We start from the raw sequence: 19,637 nt of genomic DNA, 5'->3' as shown, positions 1-19,637 counted from the left end.
CGCTTTCCTGCAACTCGAATTATGGAGGTAAATACTTATTAAATGTACAACGCCCTTCTTCCACCGGGACGCATTCACCGCAAGAGTTTACAGAATTGTTAATGAACTGCAAACCGCTTGAAGCAAAAGCTACTCAACTGCCTGTCGACTTTATTATCGAGAAAGTCGGCTATGAGAAGGCCGGCATCAGCCGGCCTTGAATCATTTACATCACCAGACGGCGAATATCAGACAACGTATTGTTGATGATGGTGATAAAGCGCGCACCATCAGCACCGTCGATCACGCGGTGGTCAAAGGACAGCGAGATTGGCAGCATCAAACGCGGCGCGAACTCTTTGCCATTCCAGACCGGTTCCATGGAAGACTTGGAAACCCCGAGGATAGCCACTTCCGGCGCATTCACAATCGGCGCGAAATGGGTGGTTCCCAAGCCGCCGATGCTGGAGATGGTGAAGCAACCGCCCTGCATCTCGCCAGCGGTCAACTTACCGTCGCGCGCTTTCTTCGAAATAGCCATCAGTTCACGAGAAAGCTCAACGATGCCTTTCTTGTTGACGTCCTTAAATACCGGAACCACCAAACCGTTTGGCGTATCAACCGCCACGCCGATATTGATGTATTTCTTCAACGTCAGCTTCTGGCCATCTTCCGACAGGGAGCTGTTAAAGCGCGGCATCTGCTCAAGCGCGGCAGCCACGGCTTTCATGATGAACACTACCGGCGTGATTTTCACGTCCAGTTTGCGTTTCTCCGCTTCAACATTCTGCTGTTTACGGAACGCTTCCAGATCGGTGATATCCGTTTTGTCGAAGTGCGTAACATGCGGGATCATCACCCAGTTACGGCTCAGGTTAGCACCAGAGATTTTCTGGATGCGGCCCAGTTCCACTTCTTCGATTTCACCAAACTTGCTGAAGTCCACCTTCGGCCACGGCAGCATACCTGGAATACCACCGCCAGCAGCGGCAGGTGCCGACTCGGCGCGTTTTACCGCCTCCTTCACGTAAGCCTGCACATCTTCTTTCAGGATGCGCCCCTTACGACCGGTTCCTTTCACTTTCGCCAGGTTAACGCCGAACTCACGCGCCAGACGACGAATAACCGGCGTAGCATGGACGTAAGCATCGTTTTCAGCGAATTCAGATTTACCTTCTGCTTTTGCCGGTGCCGCTGCCGCTTTGGCTTCTTGCTTAGCCGGAGCCGCTTCTTCTTTCTTCGCCGCCGGAGCTGCGGCTGGCGCCGCGCCTTCCACTTCAAACACCATGATCAGCGATCCGGTTTTCACTTTATCGCCGGTACTGATTTTGATCTCTTTAACCGTGCCCGCAAACGGTGCCGGGACTTCCATAGAGGCCTTGTCGCCTTCCACGGTGATCAAAGACTGTTCCGCTGCCACTTTGTCGCCGACTTTGACCATCACTTCGGTCACTTCAACTTCGTCGCCGCCAATATCCGGCACTTCTACTTCTTTCACGCCGCCGCTCGCTGCTGCGGGCGCTGCCGCTTCTTCTTTCACTTCTGGTTTCGCTGCCGCAGATGCGCCAGAACCGGTGGTTTCGAACACCATAATCAGTGAGCCGGTGCTTACTTTATCGCCGGTACTGATTTTAATCTCTTTAACCGTACCGGCGAACGGTGCCGGGACTTCCATCGACGCTTTATCGCCTTCGACGGTGATCAGCGACTGCTCAGCTTCAATGCTGTCGCCTGGTTTGACCAAGATCTCGGTGACTTCAACTTCGTCAGAACCGATATCCGGTACGTTGACCTCTTTGCTTTCCGTTGCAGAGCTGGCCGCCGGTTGCTCGGCCGCTTTCTTCTCTTCTGCCGGGGCTGGCGCAGCATCCGCCGCGCCTTCGGCAGATTCGAAGATCATAATCAGCTTACCGGTTTCAACTTTATCGCCCGTAGAAACCTTAATTTCTTTCACCACGCCCGCTTCCGGCGAAGGCACTTCCATGGAAGCTTTATCGCCTTCCACGGTAATCAGCGACTGCTCAACATCCACTTTATCGCCGACTTTCACCAGAACTTCGGTGACTTCAACTTCGTCTGCACCGATATCCGGTACCTTGATTTCGATAGCCATTAATCTTTACCTCTTATGCCAGGCGCGGGTTGACTTTGTCTGCATCGATATTGAATTTAGTGATGGCTTCCGCAACCACTTTCTTATCGATTTCACCACGCTTAGCCAGTTCGCCCAGCGCCGCAACCACCACGTAAGATGCATCCACTTCGAAGTGATGACGCAGGTTCTCACGGCTATCAGAACGCCCGAAGCCATCGGTACCCAATACGCGATAATCGCTCGCCGGGATATAGCTGCGAACCTGTTCCGCGAACAGTTTCATGTAGTCGGTCGAAGCAACGGCTGGCGCATCGCTCAGCACTTGGGCGATATACGGTACACGAGGTTCATCAGTTGGGTGCAGCATGTTCCAGCGCTCACAATCCTGGCCGTCGCGCGCCAGTTCAGTGAACGAGGTTACACTGAACACATCAGAACCCACGCCATACTCTTTCGCCAGGATTTGTGCCGCTTCGCGCACATGACGCAGGATCGAGCCGGAACCCAGCAACTGAACTTTACCTTTGCTGCCTTCAACGGTTTCGAGTTTATAAATACCCTTACGGATACCCTCTTCCGCGCCTTCCGGCATCGCAGGCATATGGTAGTTTTCGTTCAGCGTAGTGATGTAGTAATAGACGTTTTCCTGCGCTTCACCGTACATGCGCACCAAACCGTCGTGCATAATCACTGCGACTTCATAAGCATACGCCGGGTCGTAAGAGATACAGTTCGGAATCGTCAGCGACTGAATGTGGCTATGACCATCTTCATGCTGCAAGCCTTCACCGTTCAACGTGGTACGACCAGAGGTACCGCCTACCAGGAAGCCGCGCGCTTGCTGATCGCCCGCCGCCCAGCACAGGTCGCCAATACGCTGGAAACCGAACATGGAGTAGTAAATGTAGAACGGAATCATCGGCAGGTTGTTGGTGCTGTAAGACGTTGCCGCCGCCAGCCAGGATGCGCCTGCGCCCAGTTCGTTGATCCCTTCTTGCAGGATCTGGCCTTTTTCGTCTTCTTTGTAGTAAGCAACCTGCTCACGGTCCTGCGGCGTGTATTGCTGACCGTTCGGGCTGTAGATACCAATCTGACGGAACAGACCTTCCATACCGAAGGTACGCGCTTCATCGGCAATGATCGGCACCAGACGATCTTTGATCGACTGATTTTTTAGCATCACGTTCAGGGCACGGACGAAAGCGATAGTGGTTGAGATCTCTTTGTTCTGCTCTTCCAGCAGTGAGCTGAAATCAGACAACTGAGGCATCTCCAGCTTCTCGCTGAACTTCGCCTGACGCGTCGGCAGATAACCGCCCAGTTTTTCACGCTGCCCGTGCAGATAGCTGTGCTCTTCAGAACCTTTCTCGAAGGTCACATACGGCAGTTTTTCAATATTGGCATCGTCTACCGGCACATTGAAACGATCGCGGATGTAGCGAACGCCATCCATGTTCATTTTCTTCACCTGGTGCGCGATGTTCTTACCTTCTGCGCTATCGCCCATACCATAACCTTTAATGGTATGCGCCAGAATCACCACCGGCTTGCCTTTGGTGCTCTGCGCTTTTTTCAGCGCCGCATAAATTTTCTTCGGATCGTGGCCGCCACGGTTCAGTGCCCAAATCTCATCGTCGGACATATCTTTCACCAGCTCAGCGGTTTCCGGATATTTACCGAAGAAGTGCTCACGGACGTAAGCGCCATTTTTCGATTTGAAGGTCTGATAGTCACCGTCAACGGTTTCATTCATCAGTTGGATCAGTTTCCCGCTGGTGTCTTTACGCAGCAGCTCATCCCAACGACTGCCCCAGATAACCTTGATCACTTCCCAACCGGCGCCGCCAAAGATGCCGTCCAGTTCGTTAATGATCTTACCGTTACCGGTGACCGGGCCATCCAGACGCTGGAGGTTACAGTTGATGATGAAGACCAGGTTATCCAGCTTCTCACGGGTAGCAATGGTAATCGCGCCTTTAGATTCCGGCTCATCCATCTCACCATCGCCGAGGAAGGCGTACACGGTCTGTGACGATGTGTCTTTCAGGCCGCGATGCTCAAGATACTTCAGGAATTTAGCCTGATAAATCGCGCCCAAGGGGCCAAGGCCCATGGAAACGGTAGGGAACTGCCAGAAGTCAGGCATTAATTTCGGGTGCGGATAGGAGGACAACCCGTTACCGTGCACTTCCTGGCGGAAGTTATTCATTTGCTCTTCGGTCAAACGGCCTTCAAGGAAGGCGCGTGCATAGACGCCCGGAGAGATATGGCCCTGGAAATAAACCAGATCGCCGCCGTCTTTTTCGCTACGCGCACGGAAGAAGTGGTTAAAGCACACTTCATAAATCGTGGCGGAAGACTGGAAAGAGGACATATGGCCGCCCAGCTCCAGATCTTTCTTCGATGCACGCAGAACCGCCATGATGGCATTCCAGCGGATCGCTGAACGAATACGACGCTCCAGAGAGGTGTTGCCCGGATAGTCCGGTTCATCTTCAACGGCAATCGTGTTGATATAATCGCGGTTAGCGGAACCCGCGGCAACGCTAACGCCGCCTTTACGTGCTTCGCTGAGAACCTGATCAATCAGGAACTGCGCGCGCTCAACACCTTCTTCACGGATGACCGATTCGATCGCCTGTAGCCAGTCGCGGGTTTCGATCGGATCCACGTCATTGTGTAAACGTTCTGACATGGGGGTATTCCTTATCTGTGTCTAATACGTTGAATTGTCTGGAGCCTGTCTCCCTGTATTCTGATTCACTCCAGAACACAAGGAGACAAGCCCGTCGTTTAGTTGCCGCATAACCTTTCATCTTTCACGCCAAAACGACGCGGCGGAGAACCGCCTGCCGGACGCGAAATCTATTGGTTATATCAGTTACGCGTTATTCCTTACGTTGCTGTAAACGACGCAGGGAGCGTTCTCTACGACTTTGCTCCCGACTTCTGTCCAGCAAGATTTCCTCGATAAACGCCAGGTGGCGGTGTGAGGCTTCGCGCGCCTTTTCCGGTTCACGTGCCACAATCGCCTCAAAAATACTGGCGCGATGACCGCTCACTATCGCCAGCATTTCGCGGCGCGAGTAGAGCAATTCAAAATTCTGACGAACATTCTGTTCCAGCATAGGGCCCATACAGCGCAGCAAATGTAAAAGCACCACATTATGGGCTGCTTCTGTGACAGCGATCTGATACTGCATTACTGCATCGGCTTCCGCATCCAAATCGCCGCTATCCTGCGCCTGCTGAATGGCCGTATGGCAATCGCGAATCCGCTGTATATCCTCTTCCGTTCCCCTTAGCGCCGCATAATACGCAGCAATACCTTCCAACGCGTGGCGGGTTTCCAGTAAATCAAACTGAGATTCGGGGTGATCGGCAAGCAGTGCTACGAGCGGGTCGCTCAGACTTTGCCACAAGCTGGTTTGTACGAAGGTGCCGCCGCCTTGGCGACGCAGCAATAGACCTTTGGCTTCCAGCCGCTGGATGGCTTCACGCAGAGAGGGACGAGAAACATCAAACTGTTTAGCGAGCTCGCGCTCAGGAAGCAGCTTCTCACCTGGCCGCAGAGTGCCTTCCATAATCAGCGACTCAAGCTGCTGCTCGATCGCGTCGGAAAGTTTTGGTTGGCGGATTTTACTGTAGGCCATCGTCCCTTCTTTTGCCATTCGCCCGAAGTAAATTGGTAATACCAATTTCAAAAAGGTGACGCTAAAGTAACAAAGTATTCACCTTGTGTCTATATGGTCGGAACCGGAAACCCGGAGCCACCCGGCGCTAAATTGGTGCGTCCTCGTACGCTAAGCACGCTGTAGCTCTCCCTGCGACAATGTTAATAACCTTAACTTTTATGAAACCTTACGCGGGCTTAGCGGCGGATTAAAGCGTCACCATAAGTTAACCGTATTCGCTATTTTTCACTTTTTATGCCAGAAAAAATCCCACCCCGGAATGTGAGCGAACATCGATTTTTCATGCGTTCTTCCGCACGAAAAGAGAAAGCAGGTGCAAACGGCGGCGCTTATCACTATTCTTGTCGCGAAGGTAGCATCAGCCTCATTTTTCGCCCGATGATACTGTAAAATAATCAATACGTTATTTGTAATAATACGCTTACAGCGGCAGGTAGCCCGTCAGTAAGGTGCCGGTTAACCGGCGCAAAAAAATAAATACATCACGAGGTTTTATATGGAACAACAGCAAGGCGAGACGCTGAAACGGGGCTTAAAGAACCGTCATATTCAGTTGATCGCGTTGGGTGGTGCCGTGGGGACGGGCCTTTTTCTGGGGATCGCACAGACGATCAAAATGGCCGGCCCTTCCGTACTGCTTGGCTACGCCATTGGCGGATTTATTGCCTTTATGATTATGCGTCAGTTAGGCGAAATGGTGGTGGAAGAGCCAGTTGCGGGGTCCTTTAGCCACTTCGCTTATAAATACTGGGGTAACTTTGCCGGTTTCGCGTCGGGCTGGAACTATTGGGTGCTGTATGTGCTGGTCGCCATGGCGGAGCTCTCGGCGGTAGGGATTTATGTACAGTACTGGTGGCCGGAAATTCCTACCTGGGTATCCGCGGCGGCATTCTTCTTATTGATCAATGCTATCAACCTCTCCAACGTCAAAGTGTATGGCGAAATGGAGTTCTGGTTTGCCATTATTAAAGTGGTGGCGGTCATCGGCATGATTATCTTCGGCGGCTGGCTGCTGTTTAGCGGGCACGGCGGGCCAGAAGCCAGCGTGAGCAATATTTGGGCTAAGGGCGGCTTTTTCCCGAACGGCGTCAATGGCCTGGTGATGGCGATGGCAGTGTTGATGTTCTCGTTTGGCGGGCTGGAGCTGGTGGGTATCACCGCGGCGGAAGCGGATGAACCGGAAAAAAGTATTCCGAAAGCGACCAATCAAGTGCTTTACCGCATCCTGATTTTTTACATTGGTTCGCTGGCAGTGCTGCTGTCGCTTTATCCATGGACCAAAGTCGTTGAAGGCGGTAGCCCTTTTGTGATGATTTTCCATGAATTGGGCGATAGTTTGGTGGCAAATGCCCTGAACGTTGTCATCCTGACGGCGGCGCTGTCGGTTTACAATAGCTGCGTTTACTGTAACAGCCGTATGCTGTACGGCCTGGCGCAACAAGGGAACGGCCCGAAAGCGTTGCTGAAGGTGGACAAACGCGGCGTACCTTATGTTGCGATTGGCGTCTCTGCAATCGCCACCGCTATCTGCGTACTGATTAACTACCTGATGCCGGGCGAGGCACTGGGCCTGTTGATGGCGCTGGTGGTTTCGGCGCTGGTTATCAACTGGGCGATGATTAGCCTTGCTCACTTGAAATTCCGCAAAAAGAAAAATCAGCAGGGCGTGACCACGCGTTTTAAAGCGCTGTTCTACCCAGCGGGTAACTGGATTTGCCTGGTCTTTCTGGCGGCTATTCTGGTGATCATGCTGATGACGCCGGGGATGGCGATTTCGGTGTGGTTAATTCCGGTTTGGCTGGTCATCTTAGCCATTGGCTATATGATAAAAAATAGAGCGCAAAAAGCGTCATAGTGTATTTGCCGGCCGACATCACGTCGGCCGGTTTATTTCTACTGACTAAACCAGCGTGCCGTAAATCGTTAATAGCGCCACCACCACCACTAATACCAACGAGACTCTCTTCACCAATGTTACCGCCACGCGCGGCGTTTCGACCTTATCAAGATGTGGCTCGCGCGCTAGCGAGTACTGCGCTAAGCCGGTCAGGACTTGGTATTGCGAGCTATGGCGATCGCCAAGTGAAGCGAACCATGCCGGAAGCGCGCGTTCGCCGTGCCCCAACAATGCGTACGCCACGCCCGCTAAACGAACCGGGACCCAGTCCACAAGATGTAAAACCGCATCAATGCCGGACTGTGAACGCTCCAACGGGGTGTGATGGCGCGCCAGCCAGCTCTGCCAGGCGCGGAGAAAAGCATAGCCGACCAACAATACCGGTCCGTAGGGGCCACCGACGACAAACCAAAACAACGGCGCAAGGTAGAAGCGGAAGTTAATCCATACCAGTGCGTTCTGAAGTTCACGCAGGTATTCGCGTTCATCGCAATCAACCGGCATGCCGTGGATTAACGTCAGCTCTTCCGCCATCGCCTCACGCGCATGGTCATCCTGATGGCTGGCTGCTTTTAAATACGCGTGATAATGCAGCCGGACCGATCCCGCACCAATGCATAACAATCCGACCAGAATCCAAAACAGCAATTGCACCACGCCGAAAAACAGCCCACGCAGCGACAAAATCACCACCAGCACTATCGCCATCGCGACCAGCGTCATCAACAGAGTCCGAAACAGAGAAAAACGATGACGCCGTTGGAATAGCGGCGCCAGACGATGGTCAAGCTGCCAGTGTTCACCCATTTTAAACAGGCGTTCCCAACCTAAAACCAATAACAGACTAAATAGCGTCATACCTCTTGCTCCGGCGTCATGGGGTTGTTGGATTCACCTAAGCCCCGGCGAAAAGTATCCCAATCAAAAGCGGGACCGGGATCGGTTTTACGCTCCGGCGCAATATCGCTATGGCCGGTAATCTGTGTTGGCGTGATCGGATAGTGTTGCATTAGTAGCCGTGTCACCGACTGCAGCGCTGCATATTGCTCTGGCGTATACGGCAAGGTGTCGGTTCCTTCTAACTCAATACCGATCGAAAAATCATTACAGTTATCGCGCCCCTGATAACAGGAGATACCCGCATGCCAGGCGCGCCTGTCGAAGGGAACGTATTGCACAATTTCACCATCACGGCGGATCAGGCAGTGCGCGGAGACGCGCAATTGCCAAATTTCAGCGAAAAAAGGATGGTGATCCGGATCGAGCGTGCCGGTGAATAACGCGTCAATCCACGGGCCGCCAAACTCCCCAGGCGGCAGGCTGATGTTATGAATCACTAATAGCGAAGGCGCCTCCCCTTCCGGGCGAAAATTAAAATGCGGCGATATCACACGCCGGGCACCGACAATCCAGCCTTCTTGCAACTGCATGCCTCGCTCTCCTTATTAACCTTTCCGTCAGAGTAGCATGATTTTTCTCGACATTATCATGTGATGTGTCTTCTAACGCCTCGCTATATCATGAGGTAAAAAAATGACCGCAACAGTTCTAAATGTGCCTTAGCGGCATGTTCAGGATACTAAACTTTTATCCTGATTTACGCTGGTAACCGCGTAATAAACCGGTTAGAGTGATTGAACTTTCTTGTCCGACTTTCGGAGTGTTTCATGACCACTCGCCGCTACGATCCGGTCAGCCGTCGCGCTGATTTGCTGGAGCGTGTTGAGCACGATATCCCCGCTAGCGTAGCCCAAGCGCTTCGGGAAGACCTGGGCGGCGAAGTTGATGCCGATAACGACATTACCGCCAGCCTGCTTCCCTCCGACAAACAGGCGCACGCTACTGTGATTACCCGTGAAGCCGGTGTTTTCTGTGGTAAACGCTGGGTGGAAGAAATCTTTATTCAATTGGGCAATCGCGCACAAGTAAACTGGCAGGTGAAAGATGGCGATGCCATTCACGTCAACCAAGTCCTGTTTGAAATAGAAGGGCCGGCCCGGCTGCTGTTAACGGCTGAGCGCACTGCGTTAAACTTCGTACAAATGCTCTCCGGCGTCGCTACCGAAGTCAGCCATTATGTCGCGCAGTTGGAAGGCACCCGCACACAATTACTGGATACCCGCAAAACGCTGCCCGGTTTACGTACCGCACTGAAGTATGCGGTGTTGTGCGGTGGCGGTAATAACCATCGGTTGGGCTTGTCGGATGCCTTTTTAATCAAAGAGAACCATATTATTGCCACTGGCTCTATCCGAGACGCGGTAGAAAAGGCCCTGTGGCTGCATCCGGATGTTCCGATCGAAGTAGAAGTAGAATCTATTGCCGAGCTTGAGCAAGCGCTGGCCGTTGGGGCCGATATTGTCATGCTGGATAACTTTACCGTTGAGCAGATGCGCGAAGCGGTGCAGATCACCGCAGGCCGCGCTTTGTTAGAGGTTTCCGGCAATGTGACCGATGAGACGCTGCGCACCTTTGCCGAAACCGGCGTCGACTATATTTCCGTTGGTGCGCTGACCAAGCATATTCGCGCGCTAGATCTTTCTATGCGCTTTCGCTAATCACGCTTAACGCTCGGCCGCTCCTCGCGGCCGTTTTCATTTTATCTTCCGCTATCTCAGCTTGAGCCGTTGCGCGCAACCTTTCTGTTACCCATGCAACAGCAGAATAAATTTCTGGCGACGCCTTCCATTCACTCACACACCTGCTGGTATTGCCTTTTCTTCAGCGTCAGCATGAGCACGCGATCAACAAGGAGAAGCAGATGAAAAAGGAAAATGAAGGCGGGTTTACGCTGATTGAACTGATGATTGTGATTGGTATTGTTGCCATCCTTAGCGCGATTGGCTTACCGGCTTATCAAAACTACCTGCGCAAAGCCGCGCTTACCGATATGTTGCAAACCATGGTGCCGTATAAAACGGCCGTAGAACTCTGCGCCGTTGAGCACGGAGGCATTGCAGCCTGTAATGCCGGTAACCAGGGTATTCCGGAGCCCAAAGGTTCACGCTATGTCAGCGGGTTAACGGTGAGTGGTGGTATCATTACGTTGGTGGGGCAAGAGAGTCTTAATGGCCTGACTGTGACCGTGACGCCTCAGTGGAACAATAATGAAGGAAGTATGGTATGGCAACGTGACTGCGCCAGCGAGAATACTGGTCTGCGGGATAATTGCCGTGATGTATTCCGTTTTGACGACGCGCAGGCGCAATGATGAGCCATCAACAGCGAACGCTTGAGGCGCTGTGCCAGCGTTATCAAATCGCAATACTGGAACAAACGGCGCAAAAAATAAAAATCGCCATGGCTGAAACGCCATCGGCACAAGTGCTCGAAGCATTGCGTTTCGCCAGTCAGTTGGATGTCGAATGTGAGCAGTGGCCTGCGGCGCGTTTGGAGCAGCATTTATCCGCTCATGAACGCGAACAGGATGCCTCGCAAACGTTGAAGCGCGACATTTCACAGGAAAGCGCAATTGAACGGGTGGAGCAGCTATTAGCAACGGCAGTACAAAAACGCGCCTCCGATATTCATATAGAGCCTCAATTGCATGGCTTACGTATCCGTTTACGCATTGATGGTGTTTTACAAATCTTACCGGCACCGCGCGAACTTTCTCCGGCGGCAATGATTGCACGCCTGAAAATATTGGCGAATCTGGATGTTGCGGAGCGACGCATCCCACAAGATGGGCAGTTTACGCACCCTATTGCCGGTAACGCCGAATCCTTTCGTCTCTCTACGCTGCCGATCCGTTTCGGAGAAAAGGCGGTAATACGCGTGCTGCAAAACGAATCACAGCCACTGGAGTTAGACACGCTCGGGATGTCGTCAGCCGCATTAAGCCGTTATCGCCAGGCGCTGGCCCGGCCGCAAGGGCTAATTTTAGTCACCGGCCCTACCGGTAGCGGGAAAACCTTTACCTTATATAGCGGCCTGAACGCGTTAAACCAACCGGGCAGAAACCTAAGCAGTGTCGAGGATCCGATAGAGATTCCACTGGCTGGCGTTAATCAGACGCAAATCAATCTCAAGACCGGCCTCGACTTTCATCTTGTGCTGCGCGCGCTACTCCGCCAAGACCCGGATGTCATTATGCTTGGCGAAATACGCGACGGCGAAACGGCTGAGATTGCGGTAAAAGCAGCGCAAACCGGGCACTTAGTCCTGTCGACGTTGCACACTAACTCTACCTGCGAAACCATTACGCGGCTTAGCCAAATGGGCATCCCTGGCTACTTACTCGGTTCCGCGTTAAAACTGGTGATCGCCCAACGCTTGGTTCGTCGGCTGTGTCCACGCTGTCGGCAACCGGCAACCGCGGTTGCACACATTCCCTCGGCGCTGTGGCCTGGTACGCTGCAAACGTGGCGTGCTGCCGGCTGCCATCACTGCTTTTCCGGGTATTATGGTCGCCTGGCGCTGTTTGAACTGCTGCCGATAAACGCGAAGTTACAGAATGCCATTGCAAACCATAGCCCCGTTGAAATGTTGACCGAACTGGCAAAACAACAGGGAATGAACTCGCTGTTTGTTGAAGGTCTGCATGCGGTAAGCCGAGGGGAAACCACGCTGGAGGAGGTAAATCGTGTCGTGGGCCTTGTCGATGACTAGTTGTACACTTTATCGTTGGCAAGCGCTGGATGCGCGAGGTGATAGGGTTCAGGGCGAACTGCTGGTCCAACCTACCCAGCAAGTGATAACACTGCTGCTAACCCGCGACTACGCACCGTTAAACTGCACGCGTGGTAGACGCTATCGCGCCCGAGACTGGCGGCAAACGCAAAAAATCACTTTTTTGCATCAGCTTTCTACCCTGCTTAGGGCGGGCATTACCTTGTCTGAAAGCCTAAAGCAGCTTGGCGAGAATCATGCGCATCCGGGCTGGCGCGCGCTATTGACAGAGTTGCACCGCGAGGTGGCGCAAGGCGTGCCGTTTTCACAGGCCTTAGCTCGCTGGCCGATGGTGTTTTCTCCCCTCTTCCCTGCGTTGATGCAGGTTGGCGAGTTAACCGGGCAACTAACAGAATGCTGCGCACGGCTGGCGCAGCAACAGGAGCGCCAACAACAGTTACAGAAAAAAGTCATCAAAGCATTGCGTTACCCGCTGTTTATTTTATGCATTGCATTGGCCGTCACCGCTGGCATGCTGCTGTTTGTGCTGCCGGAGTTTGTCACTATCTACCGCGCCTTTAACGCGCCGTTACCGGCTTTTACCGCGCTGGTTATGCAACTCTCAAGTGGGTTACAACAACTGGCGCTTCCGATGCTGTTAGCCAGCGTTGCGAGTGGCGTGCTATGGCGCTATCAACGTAAGCGCTCTGTTGCCTGGCAACGCCGGGAACAACGCCTCCTTTTACGTTTACCGCTCATTTCTCGTTTGTGGCGCGGTAGCCAGCTTAGCCAGATATTTACCACTTTAACGCTAACTCAACGCGCAGGTTTAACCTTACTACAGGGGCTGGAAGCGGTAGAGAAAACCGTCTCCGGGCAACTTTGGCGCGAAGCGATTCACCAGTTGCAACAGCACATCGCCAGCGGTCTGCCATTACATCAGGCGCTGGTCGGGCATACGCTATTTACGCCGTTATGCTACCAGTTAGTTAAAGTCGGTGAAGAATCGGGGGCGCTGGAAGAACTACTGGCCCGTTTAGCACAATGGCATCAGAACCATACGGATGAGCTAGCCGATACGTTAGCGGCAACGCTGGAGCCATTAATGATGGTGGTGATTGGCGGAATTGTCGGTACGCTGGTGATTGCTATGTATCTGCCCATTTTTGGATTGGGCGATGCGTTGGGGTAGAGCCGTTGTGAGCGGGATACTCGCCCGGTATGGCCGGAAACCTCCGGCCAACTCCGGAATCCCCGCATAATTAGCGGTTAAACAGGCGGTTTTCTTGCTCGGCAACCCGGATAAAGGTGGTGCGTTTGGTCAGTTCCTTTAACCGTTCTGCGCCAACATAGGTACAGGCCGAGCGCAAGCCACCGAGAATATCGCGTGCAGTGGCATCAACCGGGCCGCGCAGCGGTAACTTCACGGTTTTTCCTTCCGCCGCACGATATTCCGCGACGCCGCCAACGTGACGTTTCATCGCCGACTCCGAGCTCATGCCGTAAAACAGCATAAACTGTTCACCGTTTTCTTCGACAATTGTTCCTTCGCATTCGTCATGACCCGCCAGCATCCCGCCGAGCATCACGAAATCCGCGCCGCCGCCAAATGCTTTCGCCACATCGCCCGGCACGGCACAACCGCCGTCGCTGACAATTTGCCCGCCCAAACCGTGTGCCGCATCGGCGCATTCAATTACTGCCGAAAGCTGCGGATAACCTACGCCGGTTTTCACCCGGGTAGTACATACCGAACCCGGCCCAATCCCAACCTTAACGATATCCGCACCGGAGAGGATCAGCTCTTCGACCATCTCGCCGGTGACCACGTTACCGGCACAAATGGTTTTGCCCGGGCATGCTTCACGCGCGCGTTGTAAAAACTCGACAAAATGCTCGGAGTAGCCATTAGCAACATCAATACAGATAAAGTTCAGCGCCGGAGATAACGCCAGGATCTGCTGCATTTTGGTGAAGTCGGCATCGGACGTACCGGTAGAAACCATCACATGCTTGAGAACATTCTCCGGCGCGCGCTGGACAAACTCCTGCCACTGCTGCACGCTGTAATGCTTGTGTACGGCGGTAAGAATATCGAATGAAGCCAGCGCCTCGGCCATACGGAAAGTCCCAACAGTATCCATATTGGCGGCGATAACCGGCACGCCTGACCAGGCAACACCGGAATGTTTAAAGGTAAATTGGCGCTCAAGCTCTACCTGCGAGCGGCTTTTTAGCGTGGAACGCTTAGGGCGGATCAGTACATCTTTAAAACCGAGTTTTAAATCTTCTTCAATACGCATAACAACTTTCCTGGTTTTTGGCGACGATCGGGAGATCGGGTGCTGCAGCCAGCTCCAGTGAAACTATCATACGCGCTAAAAACGCGCCGACAAGACTGCGAAAGTTGCTTTATTTACGCTACAATCCCATAAATTTACCTGAAAATTTTCTTTGTGATCGAGCGCCCGAATTTCCGGCACTGATGCCGCGAATGGGTCGAAAAAGAGTTGCCGCAAAGATAACCGGATACAGAAACTTATGCGCTATACCGTCGCGCTGACCGGTGGCATCGGCAGCGGAAAAAGCACCGTTGCACAAGCCTTTGCCCGGCTAGGCGTAGATGTTATTGATGCCGACGTTATCGCAAGGCGGGTTGTCGAACCTGGCCAGCCCGCGCTGGAGGCCATAGTCAGGCAGTTCGGTGCAGGAATGTTAAATAGCGACGGGTCACTAAACCGCGCCAATCTGCGGGCAAGAATTTTTAGCTCGCCGCCGGATAAAGCCTGGTTAAATGGATTATTGCATCCGTTAATTCATGCGGAAACGCGTCGCCAACTGGCGGCCGCCCATTCGAAGTGGTGCTTATGGGTGGTACCGCTGCTGGTAGAAAACAACTTGCATCGTGAAGCAGATCGCGTATTGGTGGTAGATGTTGCGCCTGAGATTCAGTTGGAACGCACCATGGCGCGCGATCATATCAGTCGCGAACAGGCACACAGTATTTTGGCCGCCCAGGCAACGCGTGAAGCGCGCCTTGCCGTGGCGGACGATGTTATAGATAACAGCGGTTCGCCCGATGCGGTGCTGCCGCTTGTTGCCGAATTAAATCAACGCTATCGCGCGTTGGCGCAGGCAACAGAACAGGATTAATCGCATGGCTACTATCGTTCTTTTTGAACATCCCCTGAATGAAAAAATGCGTACCTGGTTACGTATAGAGTTTTTGATCAATCAGCTACAGGAAAGTAGCAACATCAGCGATCATCGGAGCGCGCTAACTTTTTTCCGTAACGTTGGAGAGTTGCTGGATGTCTTTGAACGCGGTGAGTTACGCACCGAAATCCTGAAAGAACTGGAGCGGCAGCAGCAAAAAATGCGCGCCTGGCTGGAAGTTCCTGGCGTAGATCAAGAGCGCGTTACGGCACTGCGTGAGACGCTAAAAACGCGCGCGACGGAATTGATGGCCGCGCCGCGTATCGGCCAAACGTTACGCGAAGACCGTTTGATCGGGTTAGTTCGTCAGCGCCTGAGCATTCCTGGCGGTTGTTGTAGTTTTGATTTGCCCACCCTGCATATCTGGCTCCATATTGCCCAAGAACAGCGCGATCGACAAGTCGCCCGCTGGCTGGCATCACTTGATCCGATCCGCGATGCGCTCACCTTACTGCTTGATCTGATCCGTCAGTCGGGGGTCTTCCGCCATCAGACTAGCCTGAATGGCTTTTTCCAGGATAATGCGGAGGGTGCCGATCTCCTGCGTTTACAACTAACGCTGGAAGATTCGCTTTATCCTCAAGTTTCCGGCCATAAGAGCCGTTATGCCATCCGCTTTCTGCCGCTGGACAGCGAGCGCGGTGAAGTACCCGGCCGGCTCGATTTCGAGCTCGCCTGTTGTTAAAAGGTTGTCGTAATGAATGAAGAAGTAACCGTAGTCAATTGCCCCACCTGCGGCAAAGACGTGATTTGGGATGAGCTAAGTACGTGGCGCCCCTTCTGTAGCAAACGTTGCCAGTTGATTGATTTAGGTGAGTGGGCCGCAGAGGAAAAACGCATCGCAAGCAGCGGTGAAAGGACAGACTCTGAAGGCTGGAGCGAAGCGGATTTTCCATCCGATTAATGAGTTGAACCAGAGAGCGGCCTTCCTCAGCCGCTCAGTGGTTCTGGTGCGACTCGGCTTTCAAACGCGCAACCAGCGGGTAGTTGGCCGGAGGGAACTCTTCGGCGACTAAATCACGCTGCTTGACCCAACGCTGCGGTTGCCCTTCCCGTCCGAAAGGTTCGCCATTCCACGCTTCTACGAGGAAAAAATGCAGCGTGACGCGCAGGTCCTGATAGGTATGATCGACCCGATCAAAAACCTTTGCCTGCGTCACCTCAATCCCCGTCTCTTCCAATAGTTCGCGTTTTAACGCCTGCTCGGCGCTTTCACCGGGTTCAATTTTGCCGCCGGGAAACTCCCACATATTCGCCATATGTGAATCAGCCGCGCGGCGGGCAAGAAAAATTTCCTGATTAGCATTACGAATAATACCAACGGCCACTTGCAGGTGCTTCATCGCGCACTCCTTGGTGAGAGCAGCCCCCGGCTGAGGTACCGATGGGGCCGCCGCATCGCGTTATTAACTCAGGCCAGACGACCGTGGCACTGTTTATATTTTTTACCGGAACCGCAAGGACAAGGATCGTTACGCCCGACTTTACGTTCACCGGTTTGCGCAGCCAGCGCGACCGCCGCCTCGGTTTCAGTATCGACATGGCTCAGTTGCTGCTGTTGCGCTAAGCGCTCAGCTTCCTGACGGCGTTGCTCCTCCATCGCTTCAACTTCTTCCGGCATGCGAACCTGTACCTTACTTAGCGTACTGATCACTTCATATTTCAGTGACTCCAGCATGGCGGCAAACATTGAGAAGGACTCGCGTTTGTATTCCTGCTTCGGATCTTTTTGCGCGTAGCCACGCAAATGGATCCCCTGACGCAAATAATCCATCGCCGCCAGATGTTCTTTCCACAACGAATCAAGCGTTTGCAACATCACGCCTTTTTCGAAGTTGCGCATCATTTCGGTGCCAACGATTTCTTCTTTACGTGCATAAACCTCTTTTGCCTGCGTCATAATACGCTCACGCAATGTTTCTTCATGCAGCTCTGGCTCTTTATCCAGCCACTCCGCGATCGGCAGCTCCAGTTCGAAATCATTTTTCAGGCGTTCTTCCAGACCCGGCACATCCCACATCTCTTCCAGGGATTGTGGTGGGATATAGCTATCGATTGTCGCCTTGAAAACATCTTCACGAATACTGTTGATGGTCTCGCTTACGTCCGACACATCCAGCAGTTCGTTACGCTGGCTATAAATAGCGCGGCGTTGGTCGTTCGCCACGTCATCGTATTCCAGCAGTTGCTTACGAATATCGAAGTTGCGGCTTTCCACTTTACGTTGGGCATTAGCAATGGCTTTGGTCACCCACGGGTGCTCAATCGCTTCACCGGGTTTCATACCCAGCTTACGCATCATGCCGGAAACACGATCGGAGGCGAAGATACGCATCAAGGCATCTTCCATTGACAGATAGAAACGTGATGAGCCCGGATCGCCCTGACGACCGGCACGGCCGCGCAGCTGGTTATCAATACGGCGAGACTCATGGCGCTCGGTACCAATAATATGTAAACCACCGGACGCCAGAACCGCGTCATGGCGTAATGTCCAGGCGGCTTTAATCGCTTCAATCTGCTCTTCGGTCGGCGCTTCCAGCTCCGCAATTTCTGCCTGCCAGCTACCACCGAGCACAATATCCGTACCACGACCCGCCATGTTGGTGGCGATAGTAACCGCTCCCGGCTGACCGGCTTGCGCAACAATATCTGCTTCACGGGCGTGGAACTTGGCATTCAGCACCGCATGTTGAATACCGGCGCGCGCCAGTTCATTTGACACAACTTCTGATTTTTCAATCGAGATGGTCCCAACCAACACTGGCTGACCGTTTGCGGTACGCTCGCGGATATCTTCGATAATGGCGTCGATCTTCTCTTTTTCGGTCATATAAACCAGATCGGCCAGATCCTTACGTACCATTGGGCGGTTGGTTGGCACGACGATGGTGTCCAACTTATAAATCGAGCTAAATTCGAACGCTTCGGTATCCGCCGTACCGGTCATCCCGGCCAGCTTTTCGTACAAACGGAAATAGTTCTGGAAAGTGATTGAGGCCAGCGTTTGGTTTTCATTTTGAATTTCAACGCCTTCTTTTGCTTCAACCGCCTGATGTAAGCCATCTGACCAACGGCGGCCCTGCATCGTACGACCGGTGTGCTCGTCAACGATGATAACTTCACCATCCTTGACGATGTAATCCACATCGCGGGTGAACAACGCGTGCGCACGTAAAGCCGCGGTAACATGGTGCATCAACATAATGTTGGTAGGCGAATAGAGGGATTCTCCCTCCTCCATAATGCCTTCGCTAACCAGTAACTCTTCGATAGAAACCAAGCCGCGCTCGGTCAGGTGTACCTGACGCCCTTTCTCATCCACCGAAAAGTGGCCTTCCCCCTGGAAAGTGTCGGAATCTTCTTTTTCCTGGCGGATCAGACGCGGGATAATTTTATTAACTTTGATGTACAGTTCAGAACTGTCTTCCGCCGGGCCGGAGATAATCAGCGGCGTACGCGCTTCATCAATCAGAATCGAGTCAACCTCATCCACCAACGCATAATTCAGCTTGCGCTGCACGCGCTCTTCCGGACTAAACGCCATATTGTCGCGCAAATAATCGAAGCCATATTCGTTGTTGGTGCCGTAGGTGATATCCGCAGCATAAGCTTCACGTTTTGCCGGTGCCGGCATGCCCGGCAAGTTGATACCGACGGTTAATCCCAGAAATTCAAACAGCGGGCGGTTATTTTCCGCATCGCGTTGTGCCAAATAGTCGTTCACCGTAACCACGTGCACACCTTTACCGCTCAAAGCGTTCAGGTAAGCCGGCAGCGTTGCGGTCAGAGTTTTACCTTCACCGGTACGCATCTCAGCAATGCAACGATCGTTGAGCACCATACCGCCCAGTAACTGCACATCAAAGTGGCGCATGCCAAACACACGTTTACTGGCTTCACGCACGGTGGCGAACGCTTCCGGGATCAAATTCTCTAACACTTCGCCTTTTTCCAGGCGGGCGCGGAATTCATTGGTTTTTGCTTTTAGTTCATCATCAGAGAGCTTGACAAAATCCGGCTCCATCTTGTTGATGACCTCGACCACTTTACGCATGCGGCGCAGGGTACGATCGTTACGGCTACCAAATACTTTGGTTAATAGTTTGATTAACATGGTAAATACATTCTCATTTCAACCGCA

Annotated in this window: 16 protein-coding genes; 8 read left to right on the top strand and 8 right to left on the bottom strand. The window is 53.0% G+C overall.

The window, feature by feature from the left end:
- Positions 1 to 205: 205 nt before the first annotated feature.
- The 3 genes from aceF to pdhR all read right to left on the bottom strand — a co-directional run bounded on the left by aceF (position 206) and on the right by pdhR (position 5,727).
- Positions 206 to 2,092, bottom strand: coding sequence for a pyruvate dehydrogenase complex dihydrolipoyllysine-residue acetyltransferase (gene aceF, locus PMPD1_RS04520; RefSeq protein WP_173632922.1), 1,887 nt, complete (start codon positions 2,090 to 2,092; stop codon positions 206 to 208).
- A gap of 13 nt (positions 2,093 to 2,105) precedes the next feature.
- On the bottom strand, positions 2,106 to 4,769 hold the full coding sequence (gene aceE / locus PMPD1_RS04515) for a pyruvate dehydrogenase (acetyl-transferring), homodimeric type (RefSeq protein ID WP_173632921.1): 2,664 nt from the start codon (positions 4,767 to 4,769) through the stop codon (positions 2,106 to 2,108).
- A 193-nt stretch (positions 4,770 to 4,962) separates the two neighbouring features.
- The gene (pdhR, locus tag PMPD1_RS04510; RefSeq protein WP_173632920.1) at positions 4,963 to 5,727 is read right to left on the bottom strand and encodes a pyruvate dehydrogenase complex transcriptional repressor PdhR; all 765 of its coding nucleotides are present in this window, start codon (positions 5,725 to 5,727) and stop codon (positions 4,963 to 4,965) included.
- 538 nt (positions 5,728 to 6,265) lie between these two features.
- Here pdhR and aroP point away from each other — a divergent pair.
- Entirely contained in the window at positions 6,266 to 7,624 is a 1,359-nt protein-coding gene (gene aroP, locus PMPD1_RS04505; protein WP_173632919.1) for an aromatic amino acid transporter AroP, read from the top strand.
- Between the two features lie 45 nt (positions 7,625 to 7,669).
- Here aroP and ampE read toward each other — a convergent pair whose 3' ends face one another.
- Together ampE and ampD are read right to left on the bottom strand one after the other, a co-directional pair.
- The gene (gene ampE, locus PMPD1_RS04500) at positions 7,670 to 8,524 is read right to left on the bottom strand and encodes a beta-lactamase regulator AmpE (RefSeq protein WP_173632918.1); all 855 of its coding nucleotides are present in this window, start codon (positions 8,522 to 8,524) and stop codon (positions 7,670 to 7,672) included.
- Positions 8,521 to 9,096, bottom strand: coding sequence for a 1,6-anhydro-N-acetylmuramyl-L-alanine amidase AmpD (ampD, locus tag PMPD1_RS04495; RefSeq protein WP_173632917.1), 576 nt, complete (start codon positions 9,094 to 9,096; stop codon positions 8,521 to 8,523). The genes ampE and ampD overlap by 4 nt, the downstream gene beginning before the upstream one ends.
- A 237-nt stretch (positions 9,097 to 9,333) precedes the next feature.
- On the opposite strand from ampD, the gene nadC reads away from it, so the two are divergent.
- The 4 genes from nadC to hofC all read left to right on the top strand — a co-directional run bounded on the left by nadC (position 9,334) and on the right by hofC (position 13,469).
- Complete coding sequence (gene nadC / locus PMPD1_RS04490; protein ID WP_173632916.1) at positions 9,334 to 10,224, top strand: carboxylating nicotinate-nucleotide diphosphorylase; 891 nt, start codon at positions 9,334 to 9,336, stop codon at positions 10,222 to 10,224.
- 203 nt (positions 10,225 to 10,427) lie between these two features.
- On the top strand, positions 10,428 to 10,877 hold the full coding sequence (gene ppdD, locus PMPD1_RS04485) for a prepilin peptidase-dependent pilin (protein WP_173632915.1): 450 nt from the start codon (positions 10,428 to 10,430) through the stop codon (positions 10,875 to 10,877).
- Positions 10,877 to 12,277 (top strand): type II secretion system protein GspE, encoded by a 1,401-nt coding sequence (gspE, locus tag PMPD1_RS04480; RefSeq protein ID WP_435529730.1) that lies wholly within the window; start codon positions 10,877 to 10,879, stop codon positions 12,275 to 12,277. The genes ppdD and gspE overlap by 1 nt, the downstream gene beginning before the upstream one ends.
- Positions 12,270 to 13,469, top strand: coding sequence for a protein transport protein HofC (gene hofC / locus PMPD1_RS04475; protein ID WP_173632913.1), 1,200 nt, complete (start codon positions 12,270 to 12,272; stop codon positions 13,467 to 13,469). The genes gspE and hofC overlap by 8 nt, the downstream gene beginning before the upstream one ends.
- Positions 13,470 to 13,539: 70 nt before the next feature.
- On the opposite strand, the gene PMPD1_RS04470 is transcribed toward hofC, so the two are convergent.
- Positions 13,540 to 14,580 (bottom strand): GMP reductase, encoded by a 1,041-nt coding sequence (locus PMPD1_RS04470; protein ID WP_173632912.1) that lies wholly within the window; start codon positions 14,578 to 14,580, stop codon positions 13,540 to 13,542.
- A 238-nt stretch (positions 14,581 to 14,818) separates the two neighbouring features.
- Between PMPD1_RS04470 and coaE the strand changes: the two genes are divergently transcribed.
- From coaE to yacG, 3 genes are read left to right on the top strand one after another with little or no spacing between them, the layout of a single operon-like run.
- Positions 14,819 to 15,430 carry a dephospho-CoA kinase gene (coaE, locus tag PMPD1_RS04465; protein ID WP_173632911.1) on the top strand — a complete coding sequence of 204 codons (612 nt, stop codon included), beginning with the start codon at positions 14,819 to 14,821 and terminating at the stop codon, positions 15,428 to 15,430.
- Between the two features lie 4 nt (positions 15,431 to 15,434).
- Positions 15,435 to 16,178 carry a cell division protein ZapD gene (gene zapD / locus PMPD1_RS04460; protein WP_173632910.1) on the top strand — a complete coding sequence of 248 codons (744 nt, stop codon included), beginning with the start codon at positions 15,435 to 15,437 and terminating at the stop codon, positions 16,176 to 16,178.
- A 12-nt stretch (positions 16,179 to 16,190) separates the two neighbouring features.
- Positions 16,191 to 16,397, top strand: a complete 207-nt coding sequence (gene yacG, locus PMPD1_RS04455; RefSeq protein ID WP_173632909.1) for a DNA gyrase inhibitor YacG — start codon at positions 16,191 to 16,193, stop codon at positions 16,395 to 16,397.
- A gap of 34 nt (positions 16,398 to 16,431) precedes the next feature.
- Here yacG and mutT read toward each other — a convergent pair whose 3' ends face one another.
- Positions 16,432 to 16,836: an 8-oxo-dGTP diphosphatase MutT gene (mutT, locus tag PMPD1_RS04450; protein ID WP_173632908.1), complete on the bottom strand. Its 405-nt coding sequence runs from the start codon at positions 16,834 to 16,836 to the stop codon at positions 16,432 to 16,434.
- 68 nt (positions 16,837 to 16,904) lie between these two features.
- Complete coding sequence (secA, locus tag PMPD1_RS04445) at positions 16,905 to 19,610, bottom strand: preprotein translocase subunit SecA (protein ID WP_173632907.1); 2,706 nt, start codon at positions 19,608 to 19,610, stop codon at positions 16,905 to 16,907.
- Positions 19,611 to 19,637: the final 27 nt, after the last annotated feature.

Origin of the sequence: Paramixta manurensis (assembly GCF_013285385.1) — a bacterium.
Classification (GTDB): domain Bacteria; phylum Pseudomonadota; class Gammaproteobacteria; order Enterobacterales; family Enterobacteriaceae; genus Paramixta; species Paramixta manurensis.
The sequence above is the reverse complement of the archived record's forward strand: the minus strand, read 5'-3'. Positions and strand labels throughout refer to the sequence as shown.

Bases quoted from the DNA above. Each gene is read 5' to 3' on its own strand.
- ppdD (WP_173632915.1), top strand. From the start codon at position 10,428: ATGAAAAAGGAAAATGAAGGCGGGTTTACGCTGATTGAACTGATGATT.
- zapD (WP_173632910.1), top strand. From the start codon at position 15,435: ATGGCTACTATCGTTCTTTTTGAACATCCCCTGAATGAAAAAATGCGT.
- aceE (WP_173632921.1), bottom strand. From the start codon at position 4,769: ATGTCAGAACGTTTACACAATGACGTGGATCCGATCGAAACCCGCGAC.
- aroP (WP_173632919.1), top strand. From the start codon at position 6,266: ATGGAACAACAGCAAGGCGAGACGCTGAAACGGGGCTTAAAGAACCGT.
- ampE (WP_173632918.1), bottom strand. From the start codon at position 8,524: ATGACGCTATTTAGTCTGTTATTGGTTTTAGGTTGGGAACGCCTGTTT.
- secA (WP_173632907.1), bottom strand. From the start codon at position 19,610: ATGTTAATCAAACTATTAACCAAAGTATTTGGTAGCCGTAACGATCGT.
- gspE (WP_435529730.1), top strand. From the start codon at position 10,877: ATGAGCCATCAACAGCGAACGCTTGAGGCGCTGTGCCAGCGTTATCAA.
- pdhR (WP_173632920.1), bottom strand. From the start codon at position 5,727: ATGGCCTACAGTAAAATCCGCCAACCAAAACTTTCCGACGCGATCGAG.
- nadC (WP_173632916.1), top strand. From the start codon at position 9,334: ATGACCACTCGCCGCTACGATCCGGTCAGCCGTCGCGCTGATTTGCTG.
- mutT (WP_173632908.1), bottom strand. From the start codon at position 16,836: ATGAAGCACCTGCAAGTGGCCGTTGGTATTATTCGTAATGCTAATCAG.
- ampD (WP_173632917.1), bottom strand. From the start codon at position 9,096: ATGCAGTTGCAAGAAGGCTGGATTGTCGGTGCCCGGCGTGTGATATCG.
- aceF (WP_173632922.1), bottom strand. From the start codon at position 2,092: ATGGCTATCGAAATCAAGGTACCGGATATCGGTGCAGACGAAGTTGAA.
- hofC (WP_173632913.1), top strand. From the start codon at position 12,270: ATGACTAGTTGTACACTTTATCGTTGGCAAGCGCTGGATGCGCGAGGT.
- PMPD1_RS04470 (WP_173632912.1), bottom strand. From the start codon at position 14,580: ATGCGTATTGAAGAAGATTTAAAACTCGGTTTTAAAGATGTACTGATC.
- yacG (WP_173632909.1), top strand. From the start codon at position 16,191: ATGAATGAAGAAGTAACCGTAGTCAATTGCCCCACCTGCGGCAAAGAC.
- coaE (WP_173632911.1), top strand. From the start codon at position 14,819: ATGCGCTATACCGTCGCGCTGACCGGTGGCATCGGCAGCGGAAAAAGC.